Annotated in this window: 12 protein-coding genes; 5 read left to right on the top strand and 7 right to left on the bottom strand. The window is 70.6% G+C overall.

Annotated elements, in window-relative coordinates; genetic code table 11:
• From CA983_RS25020 to CA983_RS25000, 5 genes are all read right to left on the bottom strand, one after another.
• Positions 1–846: lytic transglycosylase domain-containing protein (locus tag CA983_RS25020; RefSeq protein WP_086603127.1), on the bottom strand; the 846-nt coding region annotated here is incomplete at its 3' end.
• 244 nt (positions 847–1,090) lie between these two features.
• Positions 1,091–3,958, bottom strand: coding sequence for a pPIWI_RE module domain-containing protein (locus CA983_RS25015; RefSeq protein ID WP_086603126.1), 2,868 nt, complete (start codon positions 3,956–3,958; stop codon positions 1,091–1,093).
• Positions 3,959–4,042: 84 nt separating this feature from the next.
• On the bottom strand, positions 4,043–7,480 hold the full coding sequence (locus tag CA983_RS25010) for a pPIWI_RE_Z domain-containing protein (protein WP_086603125.1): 3,438 nt from the start codon (positions 7,478–7,480) through the stop codon (positions 4,043–4,045).
• The gene (locus CA983_RS25005; RefSeq protein ID WP_086603124.1) at positions 7,473–8,648 is read right to left on the bottom strand and encodes a pPIWI_RE_Y domain-containing protein; all 1,176 of its coding nucleotides are present in this window, start codon (positions 8,646–8,648) and stop codon (positions 7,473–7,475) included. Before CA983_RS25005 ends, CA983_RS25010 begins: the two co-directional genes overlap by 8 nt.
• A complete protein-coding gene (locus CA983_RS25000) occupies positions 8,645–10,285 on the bottom strand; it encodes a PD-(D/E)XK nuclease family protein (RefSeq protein WP_086603123.1) in 1,641 nt (546 codons plus the stop codon). The genes CA983_RS25005 and CA983_RS25000 overlap by 4 nt, the downstream gene beginning before the upstream one ends.
• A 135-nt stretch (positions 10,286–10,420) precedes the next feature.
• Here CA983_RS25000 and CA983_RS24995 point away from each other — a divergent pair, with 135 nt between their 5' ends.
• The 5 genes from CA983_RS24995 to CA983_RS24975 all read left to right on the top strand — a co-directional run bounded on the left by CA983_RS24995 (position 10,421) and on the right by CA983_RS24975 (position 16,325).
• Positions 10,421–11,296, top strand: coding sequence for a hypothetical protein (locus tag CA983_RS24995; protein ID WP_086603122.1), 876 nt, complete (start codon positions 10,421–10,423; stop codon positions 11,294–11,296).
• A 90-nt stretch (positions 11,297–11,386) separates the two neighbouring features.
• Positions 11,387–12,505, top strand: a complete 1,119-nt coding sequence (locus CA983_RS24990) for a hypothetical protein (protein ID WP_086603121.1) — start codon at positions 11,387–11,389, stop codon at positions 12,503–12,505.
• Entirely contained in the window at positions 12,502–14,019 is a 1,518-nt protein-coding gene (locus tag CA983_RS24985; protein ID WP_086603120.1) for a hypothetical protein, read from the top strand. Before CA983_RS24990 ends, CA983_RS24985 begins: the two co-directional genes overlap by 4 nt.
• On the top strand, positions 14,016–15,380 hold the full coding sequence (locus CA983_RS24980; RefSeq protein WP_086603119.1) for an AAA family ATPase: 1,365 nt from the start codon (positions 14,016–14,018) through the stop codon (positions 15,378–15,380). Before CA983_RS24985 ends, CA983_RS24980 begins: the two co-directional genes overlap by 4 nt.
• Before the next feature lie 255 nt (positions 15,381–15,635).
• Positions 15,636–16,325 carry a hypothetical protein gene (locus CA983_RS24975; protein ID WP_086603118.1) on the top strand — a complete coding sequence of 230 codons (690 nt, stop codon included), beginning with the start codon at positions 15,636–15,638 and terminating at the stop codon, positions 16,323–16,325.
• A gap of 584 nt (positions 16,326–16,909) precedes the next feature.
• Here the strand turns inward: CA983_RS24975 and CA983_RS24970 are convergent.
• The gene (locus tag CA983_RS24970; protein ID WP_208637031.1) at positions 16,910–17,395 is read right to left on the bottom strand and encodes a PIN domain-containing protein; all 486 of its coding nucleotides are present in this window, start codon (positions 17,393–17,395) and stop codon (positions 16,910–16,912) included.
• Complete coding sequence (locus CA983_RS24965; RefSeq protein WP_244207093.1) at positions 17,392–17,721, bottom strand: plasmid mobilization protein; 330 nt, start codon at positions 17,719–17,721, stop codon at positions 17,392–17,394. The genes CA983_RS24970 and CA983_RS24965 overlap by 4 nt, the downstream gene beginning before the upstream one ends.
• Positions 17,722–17,837 lie beyond the last annotated feature (116 nt).

Below are 17,837 nucleotides of genomic sequence, written 5' to 3'. Positions count from 1 at the left end.
GGCAGGGGTGGACGGGGTGCGGGACGGCGAGGCGCTCGGCCGGGCGGACGGGGCCGGCGAGGCCTCCTTCGGCTTCGCAGGGGACCGCGACGGCTCGGGGCGCGCGGAGGAGGCCCCGGCGAAGGACCCGGCAGAGCCGTCCGGCACCACCCGGTGTCCTTCCATGAAGTACGCGTACCAGGCCCGGACCGTGCGCAGATAGGCCGCCGAGTGGTTGTAGCCGAGGATCGCCCGGTCCAGCTGGGCGGGAACGGAAAGATCCCGCCCGCCCGCACACAGATACCGTCCGGCGGCGAGTGCCGCGTCGAAGACGTTGTTCGGATCCGTACGCCCGTCGCCGTTGCCGTCCGCGCCCCAGCGGGCCCAGGTCGACGGGATGAACTGCATCGGCCCGACCGCGCGGTCGTACGCCGTGTCCCCGTCGTGCGCGCCGCCGTCGGTGTCCCGGATCAGCGCGAAGGCCACGCCGTCCAGCCGCGGCCCGAGGATCGGCGCGACGGTCGTACCATCCGACGCCACCCTGCCGCCGCGCGCCTGCCCCGACTCCACCTGCCCGATCGCCGCCAGCAGCTGCCAGCGCAGCCGGCAACCGGGCGCCTCGTCGGCGAGCCGGTCCTCGGCCCGCCGATAGGCGGCGAACACACTCACCGGCAGCGCGCCGCCCACCTCTTCCGGCACCGCCCCGCCGCCCGCGCGCTTCCCGGTCCGCAGCGGCGGCAGCTCGGTCCGGTACGGCGCGTCGCCGGAGACGCTCGGTCCGTCCTCGGCGGGTGCCTGACCGCGCACCGGTGCGGCTGCCCGCGCCGGGACGGCCCCCGGCGCCTGTGACGCGGTCAGCACCGCCATCGCCGCCACTGCGACCGCCGCACCTCTGACGCGCTTGCCCCTGTGCCCTGCCACGTCCCGCTCCCCTCCCTGTGAGCTGTCTGTCGTCTGCTCTACGGGGGTGGGTGGTCGGTCCGTCGCGGGAATTGCGCACGTTGCGGTTACGGGGGTCAAGAGGGGGCCGGGTCCCGGGGATGGGACCCGGCTACCCGACCGACGGCATCTTCCGGTGGTCCGCCAGCTGATCTGAACGAAATCCCTCAGGTCACTCCTCATCCCCGCCATCGAGGTCGAAGTCAAAGGTCAGCTGGCCCGACAGAGCATGGTCCGGCGCGGCCGCAGCCTCCGACTCCGTCGGATCCAAGGCCTCCTCGATCTCGTGAGGCAGGGCGTAATCGTCCGCGAGCCGCGCAAGATGGAGGATCAGGGGCAGAGCCAACCCCTCGCGGCCGGCACGGTAGTCCTCGCTGAAACGCTGCTGGTGGACGAATGCGGCCCATGCCTCCGCGTCGTCACCGGGCTGAAGGCACGCGATGGTCAGTTCCAGGAGGTCCGGGTTCCAGGCGTTCACCGTCGGCCGGTAGGCGTTGTTGCCCGAGGCATTGGTGTGCGCAGTCAGTTTGGCGTCGTCGTTGGTGAGCTTCGTCTGCGTGCCGGACTTGCCGATAGTGCTGTAGAAGACGCGGTCCGAGTCGCCCCGCACCCCGGGCCGCCACAGCCCCATCGCGATGCCCCCACGCTGCTTGCCCTCCAATTCGGGAGAGAGTTCCTCCGCTTCAGCCCAGCACTGTGCCGTCTCGTCCCGGCTGCCGTCGGCGATCCGGACGACACGAAGCTGCTTACCGTACAGACCGATCCGCTGAACGGGACCTCCGTCGAGGCCGAGCCTGTCCCGTTCCAGACCGTCGTTCCTCAGCCAAGGCCAGCGCTTCCGGACGTCCTGAGCGTGGGCCAGGACGAGCGTCGGGGTACTGCGCAGCTGCGCGAGCGTCTTCTTCATGAAGGCCGCCGTAAGGGCCGACTGCTCCACGCTGTTCTTCCTGCCTTCGACCCGTCCCGTCAACGACTTGAGGAGTTCGGGGTACGGCACCCATGCGTGCATGTCGGCCGACTTGCCCAGCACGCACTTCGCGCCCGGCCGGATGAGTACCGCGATCGGCGTGAACTGCTGCTTGCCCGTGGGTCCGTCGAGGCGGCGTTCCACCAGGTGGAAGGCCACCTGGTTCAGGTTCACGGGGATGAGCGTGTCGCCGAGCGTGTGCTGGGGCACCAGCCGCACGCCGGTCTGGCGCAGGCCGTCCGACCAGGCTGCGGCTGCACGTAGCTCTGCATCGGCGAGAGCCTCGTTCGTCTCCATTTCCGGGTCTGGCGGACGGATGAACTGGGTCACCAGGCCTGCGTCCGCGCAGCCGAGGCGGATCGCATGCTTGGGGTCGCTGCGTCGCTTGGCGTGGCGGAAAGCGTCCTGCCCGTCGAGCTCCACGAAGGCCAGCCGCACCCCGGGGACGGCTTCCCTCAGGGCGGCCACGGCCCGCGCTACACCGGTACGGCGTTCCTCGATGGCCTTGTCGTGTTCCTGCCCCCGACGGGGCACGCTGTCGCCTCCCAGCGGTGCACCGAGAGCGCCCAGGGGCCGCGCGTGCAGCCGGACAGTCAGCTCCTCCGCCTCCCACGTCCAGGTGTCGGGGCCCTGCGCACGCCGGTGCCCGGCCAGCCCCAGCCCCGTCTCCGCCGCGGCGATCATCTGATCGCGGATGGCGTCGTTCTGGTAGAGCACGACCGCGGTGAGGTCTTCCCCTTCGAGGGCTTCGGCCAGGCGTGCCCGCAAAACCTGAGCGTTGTGGGCCGCGTTCAGCTCACGCTCATCCAGGATGAGCGCGAGATCTCCGGGGTCCTTCTTCTCCATGTTCTTGGGAAGGGAGGGCAGCTTCTTGAGCTGCTTCTTGGGCGGCCGCGCGTACGCACTGCGCTCAAGCTTCGGAACGGGAATGAACTCGGGAGCGATCGCCTGCTCCGCCCACTCGATCAACCGTCGGCGTTCACTGGGCATCAGTCCGGTGCCGATCGTGTGCCTGCCCATGGCCGCCTGGTGCCCGATCGCGATCCGGATGCCGTCCCGGCCGTGGATCCAGTGGTCGGCCTCCTTCACCAGCCGGTCCGGGGACGGCAGTGCGTCGAGCGCGCTGATCCGGGCGAGCATTCCTTCTGCTCCGCCCTGACGCCAGTCCGTGGTGCCGTTCTTCCACTCCAGCATGGCCACCGCGAAACGCTGCGGCTGCGGGCCGTCGTGGACGAGGGAGTCGTCCGGGAGCAGGTAGGCGGACACGCCCTTGCCGTACGGCATGTAGACCTTGCCGGTGACGAACCGACGCACGCCGGCGGCCAGGTGGACGCGCGGGACGGGTGAGAAGGGAACGGTGCGCACGGTGACGCGGAGGGTCGCCGCGTAGTAGGCCGGCTTGCCGTCGCCGCCACCGCGCCGCCTGGGGACGTACTCGATCAGGTTCGACATCAGCTCGGCGCCCCCGCTTCCCTGCCCTCTGGCACCCGTGCGGCCGGCGACCTGCCGGAACGTCAGCTGCTGCCCGTGGTGTTCGTACGGTCCCTGGCGCGCGATCCGTTCGGCGAGGACATCCGGAAGCAAGCGGTACACGTGAGGCGCGGGCAAAGCGGTTCCTCCGGGCGACACATTCTGCTCGAGGAGGTCGACCTTGCCGGGCCACCAGCTGAGGGCCCCGGTGTCGAGGTCACGGAAGCAGTTCATCAGCTGGGCCGTGGTCTCCGGATCGTCGGCATCGCGCGGGAGACTCTTGAGCCAGGTGGCGATGTAGAGGTTCGTCACCGCCATCGGGTACGCGTCCTGGCAGTACAGCCAGGGGTTCTCCGAGCCGAACCGTGCCGTGGAGTCGACCGTGACGATGTCCGGCGCGGTGGCGCGCATCAGCTGGTTGACCGCCGCTGTGGGTACGCGGCGCCGTCGCTCGGCCTGCCCCTCGGTCATTCCGCCGTGGTAGAGGCGCAGGAGTGGTTCCTCCCAGTGGGCGGGCAGGGAGAGCGTGTGCATCGGGACGACGAAGGGTCCCTGTGCCGGGTCGGGCAGGTACGCCGCCGGACGGTTGTACTGGTAGGCCATGGTGCCAGTTCTCCTCGGGGCAGGGCATGAAGTGTTCGGACGCGACGCGGACATGTCGCGGATGCGGTGCGGTGACGGATACCGTCAGCCCATGTCCACCAGTGCGCGGTAGAGCGGTTCGTACAGCTCACGGACGAGGGACTTGTCGATCGGGGCGGGGTCCCACTCCGCCGCGTTCCCCTCCTCGAAGTAGGGGGCGAGCACCTCACGCATGCTCGCCAGCAGACTGGTGTCGGGGGTGTCCGTGTCCTGGAATCCGGCTTCTCGGGGGGCGAAAGCCGCGTCGACGAAGACCACCCGGGCCGGCACGCCGCCGCGCACCAGACGACCGATGACCTGCCACATGACGACGAGCTGGTCCCAGGTGAACGCCGCCTTCTCCTCGTCCCGCAGGCTGGACCAGGCCAGCCGCCGGGTGAGGAAGCGGTTCCACTGACGGCGTGCGCGGCTGCGGAACGCCACGGCCGCCTGGTCGGGTGTGGCAGCCGCGAGCGCGTTCTGCCGGAAGGACCCGTCAACGTCCCGGAGTTGGCGTACGGCCCAGTCGTTGATGGACTGGATGGCGAGTGAGATGTCGTCGGGCCGAGGGTGGGGGCGTGCCAGGAAGTAGACCGTGCCGATGGCCGCCTTGCCACCGCGCAGGACGATGTTGTGTCCTCGCTCCACGGCGAGCAGCGGCGCGACGAGAATGTCCCCGCCGACCGAGGGGAAGGCCTTCACGTCACCGCGGGGCAGGGTCCGTGCGGCGGCATCCTCCGGCAGCCGCGTCCAGGCGGTGTCGGAGTCCGCGTCATCGGACACGAGTCTGGTGACGCGGCCGTTCCACTCGGGGATCTGGTTGAGGTACTCGGCGGCCCGGCGTGCCTCGTCGTAGCTGCCGACGAGCAACAGGATGCGGCGGCGGTCCGGATCGTCGATCTCCTTCAGCTCGGAGTCCAGCATGCTCTCGGCGTCGGGCAGGCTTCGGTCGGGCACCGCGAGCTGGTGCAGCATGTGCAGAAGGGCCTGCGGTCGTTCTTCGGGGTCGCCGCCGGACAGGCGCAGCGGTTTGGGCCGGTCGTTTCCGGGCCAGTACAGGAACTCCTTGCGGAACTCGCTGCCCATGACCGCTTCGACTTCCTCGTCGTGAGGACGCAGAACGGCACCGACCTCGGCGTGCACGTGGTACCTGCTCGACGTGCCCGCCCAGCTCGTCGCAGACATGAGCAGGACGTGCGGGCTCGGACGGCCGTCCACAGCGCACAGCTCCCCGAGCCGCATGAGCAGTTCGCGGCCCACGCCGTTGCAGTGGAAGAAGCGGAGTTCACCGCTGCGGTCACCATCGCGCTCACGGTCGTCGTGGCGGAACTGGAAGCCGAGCACATTACCCATGGGCGACTCGGGGATGACCGCCTCGTAGTCCTTGGGGGGCCTGCGGGAGAGCACGTTCGAGGCGCTCTCGAGATTGAGGGCGGCCTCGACGCGCGGCCACAGCGTGGTCATGAAGTCGAGACGGCTGTGCAGAGCGGAAAGGAGCAGGGTGAACTCGAAGCGCCGGGCCTGGAGGTCGATGTCCGCGAGCACCGTGCTGTCGTCTCCGACGATGTCGGTGAGCGTGTCGCGCAGCCGCTCACGCGTCCGTGCTCCCTGCGGCGCGTGCAGGAGCTCCAGGGTGAGGTGGACGAAGGTGTTCACCAAGGGTGTCACTTCGTCGTCGTCACCCGAGCTCTGCTGCTCGTGCAGCGGGTCGTCGCGGAACCGGCCGAGCGCGCCGTCGAGCGTCCGGGCCGCCGCAGGCGGGCGTTCGCCCTCCTTCCGCCCTGGGAACCAGCTGTCCAGCAGCAGGCTGTGGAGGGTGAAGGCGCTGAAGTAGTCGACGCTGATCCACCGCCTGAGATTGTCGTCCTTGACGAGCAGGGCGAAGAGGCGGTCGGTGGCGGCGCTGACCGTGTTGACGGCGTTGGTCCAGTCGTCGACGTCACGGGCGGACAACTGGAGCCGCCCGTCCCGGGCCATCTGCTGGAACTTGTGGACGGCGACCTCGTCGAACCAGGAGTTCGGGGCCTTGCCCACCAGCGTGCTGGCCGGCGCGAAGGCCGTGTCGAGCTGCATCTGCACCCGGTCCGCCTCGTCGACGATGATCAGGTCGCTGAGCCGGCACGCGAGTTCGAGGTACCGGAGCTGTTCCTGGTGCTGGTGCAGCGGGACGGAGCTGTGCACCAGACCGGCCGGGGTGGTGACCCACACCTGCGCGTCGACCAGGTCACGAGCCCCGCGGTGGCGCGGACAGCGGTTCCACAACGGGCACAGTCTCCGCTGCGGCTTCGGGCCTTGTGCGTCACGCCGCGTGCTGTTCTCCTCGTCGAGGAGGGGATCACCGTCCGTGGCCTCCTGCTCGGGGACGGTGTACAGCGTGATGCACGGTGCTTCACGGACGCCGAGCGGGCGGCGGGCTTCCAGGCCGCGCAACACGTCGACGGGGCAGGCGCTGCTGAGGTAGGCGAAGCCCGCGTGGTCGTGCCCGAGCATGGTGGCGGCGCCGGCCGTGGCGGTACGTCGGTGCAGACGGTTGATGTTGCGCTCTCTGGTGGAGTGCCCGAGGATCGGTGCCGCCCGAACACCGAGCCGGTCGAACTGCTCCACCACGGCGAGCGTCTCGGCCACGTCACCGACGACGATGGTGACCCGACGGGGTGACCGGGTCACGAGGTGGTAGGTCAGGATGTCCCGGAGGGTGGACTTGCCGGCTCCCACCATCCCCACGAGGTGCAGCAGCCGGTCGATCCTCAGCCGTCCCTGTTCGGTGAAGCGGCCGAGTTCCGTGTCGCGCGCGAGCAGTTTCACCCGCCGGAGCCGCCCGGCCCAGCCGTTGCGCGGCCCCTCCGGCGCCGTCGCCTCGACGGCGTCCATCTCGTCGGCGGCCTTTTCGAGCTCTTCCCAGGTGACGTCGACGGGCTCTCCGTGCCCGGCCGGTGGTGCGTCGAGCGCGTGGGCGCGCGGCAGGGTGTCCGTCAGCAGTTCCTCGTCGAACACCACTGAGTGGGTACGGTCCTGCACCCGGAAGGTGTGCTCTCCCTCCTCGGCGATGGGAATGGATCGTGTCGCGAATCGCGGAGGGGTGCTGAGCAGTTCTTCGAAGATCTTGAAACGGCGTGCGGCGCGCGACGGCTCGCGGCGGCGCGGCACGGATCCGGGTCCGTCGATGTCGTATCCGCGCAGGTGCTGGGGGACGTTCAGGTAGTCGGCCAGCGCCTCCGACCAGGCGTGCCGTCGCCGCATGTCCCACAGGTAGTGGCGGGCGCGCAGGACGCGCAGCCGCTGTTCGTCGGTGCGGACGTCTCCGAACACCTCGCTGTACGGGTAACCGCCCAGCAGCGGCCAGACATCGACGGCCGTGCGGGTGGGCGTCACGTCCTGCAGGAGGTACAGGCCCAGTTCGACATCGAGAAGATCGCCGGGGCGGAAGCTGCCGAGGCTCGCCGGCCACACCTCGGTGAGCTGCTGCGGCGAGCAGCGCCGGTGCCATCCTCTGCGGTCACGCACGGCGTCCTCCTTCGGTACGCGGGGCCCCCGCCTTGTCGCGCGGGGTGGAGATCTCATCGGCGACCAGCCGCAGGAAGGCCTGGTCGTCCAGGAGGGTGACCCGGTCGGCCAGGTCCTCCGGCAGGTTGCGGCAGAACTGCCGCCCATACGCCTCGTTGTCGCGGAAGCGGTAGCGGGGCACGACGAGGAACGCCCGGTCGTACGGCGGCTCGTTCCTGAACGGCGTGAGGGAACGCGCCAGGAGTACGGGGTTCACACGGTCCTTGACGTCCACCGCCCAGTGCCGTCGCCCCGGCAGGGGGACGCGCAGGTCGTACGCGTCGTAGTTGGGCCACATCTCGGCCGAGATTCCGAACTTCTTCTTCAGGGCGGCTTGCAGATCGGTCTCCGCGAGCCCAGGGCTGGTGATGAACATCCGCAGGGGGCGGCTGAGCTGGAAGACCCCGCCCTTGTCGGCACGGAGCGGCGTGCCTTCGTCCGAGGTGCCGTCGCGCCGGCACCGGTCCAGCTCGCACCGGTGGCCGCCGTGCAGCAGCGGCGCCATCAGGCAGCGGCAGCGAGCGCACTGCCGGTACGTGCCGCGCCGCAGGTAGGAGGCGGGTACGGGCTCGTAGCAGCGTTTGATCACGCTGTGCAGCAGCATCCCGCAGTCGGGATCGCCGCCGAGCAGCGCCAGCTCGGCACCGGTCAGCACGGGCCTGGAGGTGAGCAGGGCCCGGAACGCGGTGTACGCCTGCGGGGCCTTGGCCGCGCGGCACACGGCGAGTGCTTCCCGGATGCGCTCGTTCTCGAAAAGCTCGGCGGCCGGGTCGGCCGCGCTCACCTCCCACTCCAGGCACAGCTGGTGCGGCAGCCGGGTCTCCGGGTCGACGAGCAGGGCCGTTCCGGGAAAGTTGTCGGGCGGCAGCTCCAACGGCCACTCGACGAGAGGCCGCTCACAAGCCCAGCGGACCATCTGCGGCACACTGCCCGGCGGTTCCTCGCCCCGGCGCAGGCAGTGCAGGACGAGGCGGTTGTACGCGTTCTGCACCTTCGCCGGGTAGACCGGGTTGGGTACGGTCTGCTGCCGGGACAGGCACGCCAGAGCGCTGGCGATCTGGCGGAGCAGCGCCTCGTCCGTACCGACGGCGTCCTCGGACCGCGCGTCCCTCATGTCGGTCGTGGTCATGACTCCCCCTCTGCCGCGACGATGCCGTCAGGCACGACACTCGGACACCACCGTGATACCGGACAGGACTGACAATGCGTTCCGGGGCGGGCTTCCCAGGTCTCGTCCTCCCGCCACGGACCGGCGTACCGCCGCAGTACCGACAGCGCCTTCCGCTCCTGGACGGGGTCTGCCGGGTCGATCACGTGCGGATCGGAACCATCCGGCCGGAGGATTTCCACCTCGACGCGTGAGCCGTCCGGATCGCCGCCCAGCGCACCCTGCGCCAGGAGCGTGACGGCCAGGGCGAGTTGGGGGTAGGTGTCGAGAGGGTCCTCGTGATGACGGCGCCGTCTCCGTGTCGTCTTGAACTCCCGCCACACCCACGAGCCGTCCTCCTGGTAGAGCAGGTCGGGTTTGGCGATGACGACGGCCTGCGCCGCGGTGTCGTGGACGACTCGGAGAGCTTCGGGCTCCACCTGCTGGATGAGGGCGGCGTCCTGGAAGGGACAGGCGTCGACGTGGTGGAGCAGCATGGCCCGGCCGGTCGCGGCGTCCTCATCGGAGACCCGCCAGCGTCCCTCAGTCCAGTTCTCACCCTCCGGGGGCATGTCGCCGGCCTCGCACGGTGGCCATCCCGGGCGCCGGTGCAGCTTCTCGATCCAGCCGTGCACCGCTTGACCGAGCCTGGCCGCGCTGCCGTACTCGTCGGACTTGGGCAGATGCAGGGCACGGAGGAATCCCTGCGCGGGGCAGGCCGCGTGATAGCGCAGATCGCTGACCGACACCTTCCTCAGCGGTGCCGCCCGCGAGGAGAGGCCGAGGACACCGGGCCTGCGAGTCACGGCCTCGCAGCCCGTGAACTGCTTGCAGTCGACGCAGGACGAGCCGGGGGCCGGCCTGCCGCCCGCCACGACTCGGGCCACATGCGCGTGCCCGTACTCGGCGTAGTAGGCCTCGGCCTCCTCGGCCGTACCGTCGAACTGCACGCGCGGCCGTCCGTCGGCGAGCCCGACTTCGACCACACGCACTCGCTCAGGCCGGGCGGCGGGTCCGGACGGCTGGAACGCGCGCGCCCACTTCCGGGGCCAGGCCGCCGGGCGCCCGTGCACGGCCACATACACGGCGATGGCGATCTCGCCGGGTTCAGAGTCCTTGGCCTCGCCGTGCCGCAGCCGCCGGTACTCGCGCAGTCGTCCGCCGGCCGACTCGTACCTGCGCCACCAGGCGTACATCTCCCAGAACTTGCCGTTCTCCCGCTGGGCCACCCAGTACGGACGGACCGGCTGGAGCCGTTGCTCAGCGTCATCGGCACACGCTCCCACGTACGTACGGAGGGCGTGCTCGGCATACGTCAGGTGACCGGGGTGGAGGGCGGGGGTGCGGGAGCGCAGCCCCGCCAGGGCCTGGTCGGGTGTCTCACCGTGGAACTCGACCCGGTCGACGGCGTCCATCACCGGCCCGAGGGTGAACGTTTCGAGCTCCGGCTTCGGCAGCCGGAGACGCCGGACCGGCAAGAGACCGGGCCGAGCCTTGGCGGCGGCGTGCGAAGGGCAGGTGTGCTCCTCGCTCCCGCCCGTACCGGGCCCCACGCGAACGAGGCCGTCGTCCCCCGTCAGCCAGTGCGGCCTGTGCCATGCCGTCGTGTCGTGGCTCATTGCCTCCCCCTTGTCTCGGAACAGACGGCACCCTTCGGACCGGCCGGGTGCGCCGCCGCATTCGACCGTAGCAGGAATCTTGGAACTCATTGGAAATTATTGGCATAGGTTGGCTCCTGCGCTAAGCTGCCCCGCATGTCGGCATCACTGGAGGAGCTCGAGCAGCGCCTGTCCCACCTGCGCACTGAGCTGCGCGGTGCCGTGCGCGCACGAGACAAGGCCGAAACCACGCGCATCCGTCGCGCGCTGCGCGAGGCCGAGGCCGCGTGGGAGCACGCCCTCGAGTCCGAGGCGGGACCGGACGGCGAGACACTCCTGACCGAGCCCCCGGCCCCGCAGGCGTCGGCGACCGCAGGCGCACCACGCCGGAAGGAGCGCCCGACGCACGGCTCCATCCCGATCCGCGAACAGGTCCACCAGGCGCTCACCCTGCTGGGTGCCCCCGCCTCCCCCAAGCTCATCTCGTCCACGTACGACGCGTTCTTCAGCGAGCCGCTGGTCGCCACCAAACTCGCGTCACTCCGCCGCGACGAGGAGCGCTCCTTCACGGCACAGGGCTATGCCCGCCCGTACTACATCTGCGCGGCGCTGACCCACGACCGCCTCGTCCCCGCACGCGGACTCCTGGCCCTGTCCACCTGGCCCGTGGAACGGCGGATCATCGGCCCGCTCAGCCCGCGCGCCGACTTCCTCACCCACGCGGTGGGGACCGCCGAGCAGATCCAGCGGCTCACCACCGCGGGGCATCCGGCCCCGGACGCCGCCTGGCGTCTGCTGCGCCGTTTCGCCCTCACGATCCCCGGTGCCCACGACGCCGCGGCCCCGGAACCCGACCCCGCCCGCGTGATCGCCGCCGCCCACGCCGAAGCGGCCGTCCACCAGCAGGAGGACGACCAGCAGCGGCAAGCGGCAGCGCAGCGCGCCCGTACCCAACTCACGGACGTGCAGCAACTGTTCGGTGCGGCACCGATGCGTGACGCCCTGCGCGACGCGAGTGGGACCCTGTCCTGACGCCCCCTTCCCGACGGCGATGACGTCAGACGCCTCGCACGCCGGTGAGTTCCTGAAGACGTTCCCGAAGATGTTCCCGAAGTAGAGACGATGCCCTCGCAGCAGTCCGAACCTCCCGACGACCGACTCGCGCGGCTGCGCGGACCGCAGCCCCCTCAGCCGTACACCGCCCGCAAGATCACCGCCCTGACCGCCAATCCCGCCTGCGCCCGCCGCGCCGTCCTCGACGCCGCCGGGGTGGACAAGGCGTTACTCGCCCAACAGGTCGGCTACGAGCCGCGCTTCGGCCAGTCGCCCTTCGCCCTCGCCCGCGAACAGGCCTTCCACGGCCTGGTGAAGTGGGGCGGCTACGCCGAGCTCATCCGGTTGCTGCGCGAGCAGCTCTCCGTCCCCGTGGCAGAGGCCCATGTCACCGACCTCAACGAGGTGGGGGGCAACACGGCCCTGCATGTGCGCGAGCGGGAGACCCGCCGCCTCATCGCGCACGTGGCCTCCGGCCAGGACGTACGGCTCATCCTCGACCGCCCGGTGCTCACCCTCGAAGTCGCCGGCCAGACGGCGTACTTGGAACCGGACGCGATCACCCACCGCATAGAGGGTAAATTCCACGTCGTCCTGATCCGCTCGTTCGCGGCGATCGACGGCCAGGCCAACCCGACCGCCGTCGCCGAGGCGGCCAAGCAGGCCGCGGTGTACGTCCTCGCCCTGCGCCGCGCCTTCGACACCGCCGGCCTGCCCACCGAGCAGATCTCCCACGAGTTCCTGCTCGTCTGCCCCAAGGACTTCTCCAACCGCCCCTACGGCCGCCTGATCGACCTCCGGCAGGAACTCGACGCCCTCCAGTTCCAGCTCACGCGGCTGCGGCGCGCCGAGGACCTCGCGGCCCAACTCCCCGAGACGGCAACCCTGGACACGACCCGAAGCACGGACGAACTCTCCGCCTCCATAGAGGCGTTGGACGCCTCGTACACGCCCTCCTGCCTGTCCTTCTGCGAGATGGCGCGCTACTGCCGCGACGAGGCCGACGGATGCGCCTCGCCGGCCCGCCTGGGCAACGGCGTGCGCAACGACCTGCCGGGCATCGACTCCACCCGCACCGCGCTCGACTACCTGGACGGCGTCGCGGCACCGGGAGAGGCCGAGACGGAAGCCGCCGACCTGCTGCGCGCGGCCGCCCGGCTGCGCCGACTCCGCCGGGGGGCCGCATGAGCGTCCTGTCCACCGTCGCGGCGCTCACGGCGTCCCGCACCGGCCGTGCCGAACCACTGACGACCGTCCGCCACCAGCACCTGGACGAGAAGCCGTTCGTCCTGGTACCACTCACCCTCGCCGGCGAGGCGTGCGCACCCCTGGCCGCGCTCGTGGGTACGGACCCCGAGCGCCCGACCCTCCTCACCGTCCGTCAGCCACGCAACCGCGCCGAACGCTTCCGGTTCGCCGAGCGCCTCGCCGCACTCCTCCTCGCGTACATCGACGGGTGCCGGACGGAGACGGAGCCCTACACCGTCGGCCGCGGCAGGGAGAAGGAGGAACGCCTGCGTTTCCAGCGGGCCCCGCAGCTCCTCGTGCCGAACGGCGAGGGCATCGCGTACGTGCGCCTGCTCGGCCGTTTGACCAGACTGCGCGCCACCGAGGGGCCGTACGCGGTCGACTCGTCAGTGCCCACCCTCGGCAAGTGGCTGACCTGGTTCGCGGAGCTGGCCGAGTTCCCGAACTCCGGCGTACTCCTCGCGATGACCCGGCTGCTCGCCGCACACTGGGCCACGGGCCAGAGCCCCTCCGAGGACTCCCACCTCGCGTCCCTGCTCGCCTGGATCGATCCACCGGAGGGCAGCGACGGTGCGCGGGCGGCGCGTGAGGCGGAGGACCCCGCCGTGTGGCCGCCGGCCGGTCCGTCCACGGACCCGGTCTTCGACCGGACCCTCCACGAGCTGATGACGCGCTACGACGATGCGTCCGACGACCGCGGCCGCGAGGCGGTCGGCCGCCAGATCGACCGTGAGCTGAGCGGCCAGATGCTGCCCACCTGGCGGCTGATGTGGCGCGGCGTGGAGCTGCTCCGCGATCTGCCGGAGGGCGCCCACGTCCCTGACCGCTGGGCCCTCGACCGGCGCTGGTTCTCCGAGTACGCCGAGTACCTGGACGCCGACGGCCGCCCGCAGGCCCGCCGCGACCAGGCCGTCCGAGCCGCCCGCCGACTGGCCCGGCTGGAGGACGCGGTCACCCGCTACGAGGCGGAGCGCGCGTACGACGACCCGCTGGTGATGGCGGAGTACGAGCTGACCGGCGAGGCGTTCACGGGGACGGTGACGGCCAGGGACGAAGACCGCTTCGTCCCCGGCGACCGTCCCGGCTCCCAGGTCTGGCGCCCGACGATCACCCTCCGCACCAGCACCGACACCCGCGTCGGCCTCGCGGTGGGCACGGAGGTGAAGTCCCCCGCCCGGCCCGGCCAAGCAGCCCGGATCCTCGAAGTACGGCAGGAGGACGACGGCGGCCACACCGTGGTGCTCCAGCTCAAGGGCGGCTTCGCGAACAAGCGCAAGCCCCCGGCACCGGCCGGCACCCTCGCGGAGACCGGCGAGGAGCTGACGTACACCACGCTCAATCCCACGGCCATGCCGTCCGCCCTGCCCGACGAGGAGAACACCCCCTGGACCCACGGCGGTCCGCCCCAGCCGTACGAACCCACCGACGAGGACGCAGAGGAGACCTGGGAGTGACCGCCCTCCTTCCCGACACCGGGGAGCCCGAAGCCCTCACCCCCGGCGAACGCGCGGACCGGGCGGTCGCGGGCATCCTGACCAGCCTCGACACCGCGCCCGGCCGGGGCGTCGTCGTGGACTCGCCTCCCGGAGCCGGGAAGTCCACGCTGGTGGTGAAGGCCACCGGGCACCTGACGTCCGCGGGCCACCAGCTGATGATCGTCGCGCAGACCAACGAGCAGGTCGACGACCTGGTGGACCGCATCGCGCGGGAGCATCCCGGCCTGGCGCTCGGCCGCCTCCACGCCGGCGGCCACGTCCTCCCGCCCCGCGTCACCCGGCACCCCAACGTCACCGGGAGCAGCCAGGTGACGGACCTGCGCGACCTGCCCGTCGTCGTGTCCACCGCGAAGAAGTGGTCGTTCGTCACCCCGGACAAGTGCGCGCCGTGGCGGTGGGCCATCGTCGACGAGGCGTACCAGATGCGCTCGGACGGGCTCCTGGCAACAGCCCCGCTGTTCGCCCAGGACGATTCGCAGGTCCTCTTCGTCGGCGACCCCGGCCAGCTCGACCCCTTCGCCACCGTGGAGACCGACCGCTGGCACGGCCTGACCTGGGACCCCCTGCGCAACGCGGTCGACGTCACCCTCGCCCACAACCCCGACCTCGTCCGCCACCAGCTCCCCGTCTCCTGGCGCCTCCCGGAAACGGCGGCCCCCCTGGTCGAGCAGGCCTTCTACCCCTTCTACCGGTTCGTCCCCGGCACGACGGCACCGGAGCGCGTGCTGTCCTACGCCAGCCTGTCCCACGGCTCCGGCCCCTTGGACGACGTCCTCGCCCGGGCCGCCGACTCCGGCTGGGGCCACCTGGAACTCCCCGCCCGCCACACCCTGGACCAGGATCCGGAGGTGGCAGACGCCCTCGCGGCGACGGCGGCCCGGCTGCTGGAGCGCGGCGCGCTGGTCAACGGCGAGCCCCTGACCACGCCCCGCATCGCCATCGGCGCGGCACGCACCGTGCAGGTGGAGGCGGTCCGCTCCCGCCTCGCCGCCCGCGGCCTGACCGGCATCACGGTGGACACCGCCAACCGCCTTCAGGGCCGCGAGTTCGACGTCACCCTGGTCTGGCACCCGCTGTCCGGCCGCCAGGACGCCTCCGACTTCCACCTGGAGACGGGCCGCCTGTGCGTCCTGCTCTCCCGGCACCGTTTCGCCTGCATCGTGGTGGCCCGCGCCGGCATCCGCGACCTGCTGGACCGGCATCCGCGGAGCAGCCCCGTGTATCTGGATGTGCCGCCCAAGTTTCCGGATGGGTGGCGGGCGCATCAGGTGGTCATGGGGTGGCTGGAGCGGGGGGAGCATCGGGTGCGGGCTGCGTGATCATGCACGAATGGGAGTCAGTACCGGACCGACCCGGCCCGGGAACGGAAGCTCTTCTTCGCTCAGGTGGAAGCGGTGGAGACCGCCATATACCTGACGGAGGTGGGAACGAAACTCTGACGGTAATCGCGCCGTAGATGGGGCGGACCGCAAACGGGTCCGAGCCTGGACAGGTAGGAGCTGTCGGGAAAACGCTCCAGAACCGGCAGCCCGAGTGGGAGAATCAATGGGACGTAAACCTGGGGAGTTGAAGGTATGGCAACAGATGCCCACGACGGACCGGTTCCGGCAGCAGACGGACGTGGGCAGCGAGTCCTCGACCTCCTGGACAAGGCAGTCGACAGCCAGAGCCTATTGGTGCGCAAGAACATCGCCCGGGCCCGCCAGCGGAACCCGGAGGCGACACCGGCACAGGTGATCCGCAATCTGGAGCGGATGTACGTCAGCGCCTTGACCGGGACGGGTGCTGCCGTTGGAGGAACCGCAGCCGCGCCCGGCGTCGGCACGGGAGTCGCACTGGCGCTGTCGGCAGGCGAGACTCTCTCATCTCTTGAGCTGAGCGCCCTCTTCGCGCTTTCGCTCGCCGAAGTCCACGGAGTCCCCATCGACGAGGTCGAGCGCCGTCGAACGATCGTGATGGGGATCATGCTCGGCGGGAGCGGCTCCGCCACCATTACCAAGGTAGCCGAGCGTACGGGGCAACATTGGGGACGTCAGATTGTCGCCAAGGTGCCCCTCGAGACGTTGCGCCAGATCAACAAGGTCTTGGGGAGGAACTTCATCACGAAGTTCGGGACCAAGCAGGGAATCATCGTTCTCGGTCGAGTGGCACCGTTCGGTATCGGCGCTGTGATTGGTGGCGGCGCCAACGCTGCCATGGCCACTCTGGCCGTGAGGGCCGGTCGTCGCGCATTTGGCCCACCCCCGACGTCGTGGCACGGCTGACGCGCAGCACACCGCCGAAGTCCGGGAACTCACCTGACTGACCCTCGGCGCGCTGAAGGGCATCGAGTACCCCGCCTCCGCCACCGCAGTGCGGTTACCGCGGGGACCGCGTGATCGCCCATGAAAGGCCGATAAGTCGTTTGCCCTGCTATGCCTCCGGTCAGTTCGCCGCACTCGTGTCGGTCGAGTGGGGGCCCGGGCCTCGACGTAGCCAGCGGATTATGGGCGGGGGCAAAGGACGCAGGCGTGACCTGCGGGAGAAGACCGAGTACCTCAAACCCCCTGAGTGGCTGCCGAATCACTCGGAAGCGACAGATCAGGGCTTTCTGTACACCTGCTCCTGCCGTGCCAAATACCACGGCCGCGGCAAATGGCGAAGCGGGTGGAGGACTCCGGGCGAGTTCAGCGGTCGGCGCGCGGGGAGGCCGTGGCACTGGATGGCCGTTGCCGTTGGTGGCTGATCACCTCGGCACCCGTTCGCGGAGCGAGTCTGCGAAGGGCCGAGACCCGTGCCCCGCTCCTGCCGACGGCTCGTTCACCGCCTGCGCGACCATCTGGACGGGGCGGTGCATGGCTCCCGGTCGTCAGACGGTAACCACGTGCACGTCCGTCGGCGCGAGGGCCGTCAGGTAGGCGTTGATGTCCCCCGGGTCGGTGGTGAAGATCACCGCGCTGCCGTGCCGGGCCGCTGCCAGGGTCACCCAGGCGTCCACCGCGTCCGGCCGCTTCTTCGCCGGGAGGGCAGCCCGCCCCAGAGCGGTGCCGATGCGCCGCCAGTCCGCGAGGTCCGGGCCCGTCGCACAGGCCAGGCACTCCGGACGGCCTGCCTTCGTCTCACGCATGGGCGGCTCGGAGGGACGGGCCTGAGGGACCGTGCAGTCCTTCAGGACGCCGGACAGGGCATGCACCAGCGCCGGCTGGGGGCGCCACACCTGGGCGAGGACCGGTCCGAGCACCAGCGCCCGGTGCGGGACCGTGCGCAGTCCCTCGTGGAGAGCCACCGCCTTGGCCTTGCGGTCGGCGAGTGCGATGAGCATGCCGGTGTCGTAGACCGGCACCCGTGCGCTCACGCGGCGTGTCCCGGACGGCGGCCTTGCCGGTCCCGGCCGTGGACGAGCCCCAGGGCCTCCTCGACCTCGCGGCGTTCCTGCTCCGTCAGTTCCGCAGCCGTTTCGGGGGCGGGTTCGGCGGGAAGGCCGTCCGCAGCCCGCTCCGCCCGGGCGATAAGCGCGTCCACCTCGGCGAACTGTTCCTCTATGGCATCGCTCTCGGCCATCTGTCGCGTCGCGGCATGCACCAGGTATGCCGAGACGTCCATGCCCGCCCGTTCCGCGTGCTGCCGGATACGTTCGGCCTGGTTCTGTTCCAAGCTGATGGTGATGCGCGCCTTTGCCACGACGACATCGTAATACGCGTATGACGACAGTGCGAGTCTGTCGTCATACGCGTATTACGATGTCGTCGTGGCAAAGGCGCGTATCACCATCAGCTTGGAACAGAACCAGGCCGAAC

Origin of the sequence: Streptomyces swartbergensis (genome assembly GCF_002148965.1) — a bacterium.
GTDB lineage: Bacteria > Actinomycetota > Actinomycetes > Streptomycetales > Streptomycetaceae > Streptomyces > Streptomyces swartbergensis.
Note: the sequence above shows the minus strand (reverse complement) of the source record. Positions and strands in the feature narration are given on the sequence as shown.

Coding starts and splice junctions, on each gene's coding strand:
- CA983_RS24995 (WP_086603122.1), top strand. CDS start 10,421: ATGTCGGCATCACTGGAGGAGCTCGAGCAGCGCCTGTCCCACCTGCGC.
- CA983_RS25000 (WP_086603123.1), bottom strand. CDS start 10,285: ATGAGCCACGACACGACGGCATGGCACAGGCCGCACTGGCTGACGGGG.
- CA983_RS25005 (WP_086603124.1), bottom strand. CDS start 8,648: ATGACCACGACCGACATGAGGGACGCGCGGTCCGAGGACGCCGTCGGT.
- CA983_RS24985 (WP_086603120.1), top strand. CDS start 12,502: ATGAGCGTCCTGTCCACCGTCGCGGCGCTCACGGCGTCCCGCACCGGC.
- CA983_RS24975 (WP_086603118.1), top strand. CDS start 15,636: ATGGCAACAGATGCCCACGACGGACCGGTTCCGGCAGCAGACGGACGT.
- CA983_RS25015 (WP_086603126.1), bottom strand. CDS start 3,958: ATGGCCTACCAGTACAACCGTCCGGCGGCGTACCTGCCCGACCCGGCA.
- CA983_RS24990 (WP_086603121.1), top strand. CDS start 11,387: ATGCCCTCGCAGCAGTCCGAACCTCCCGACGACCGACTCGCGCGGCTG.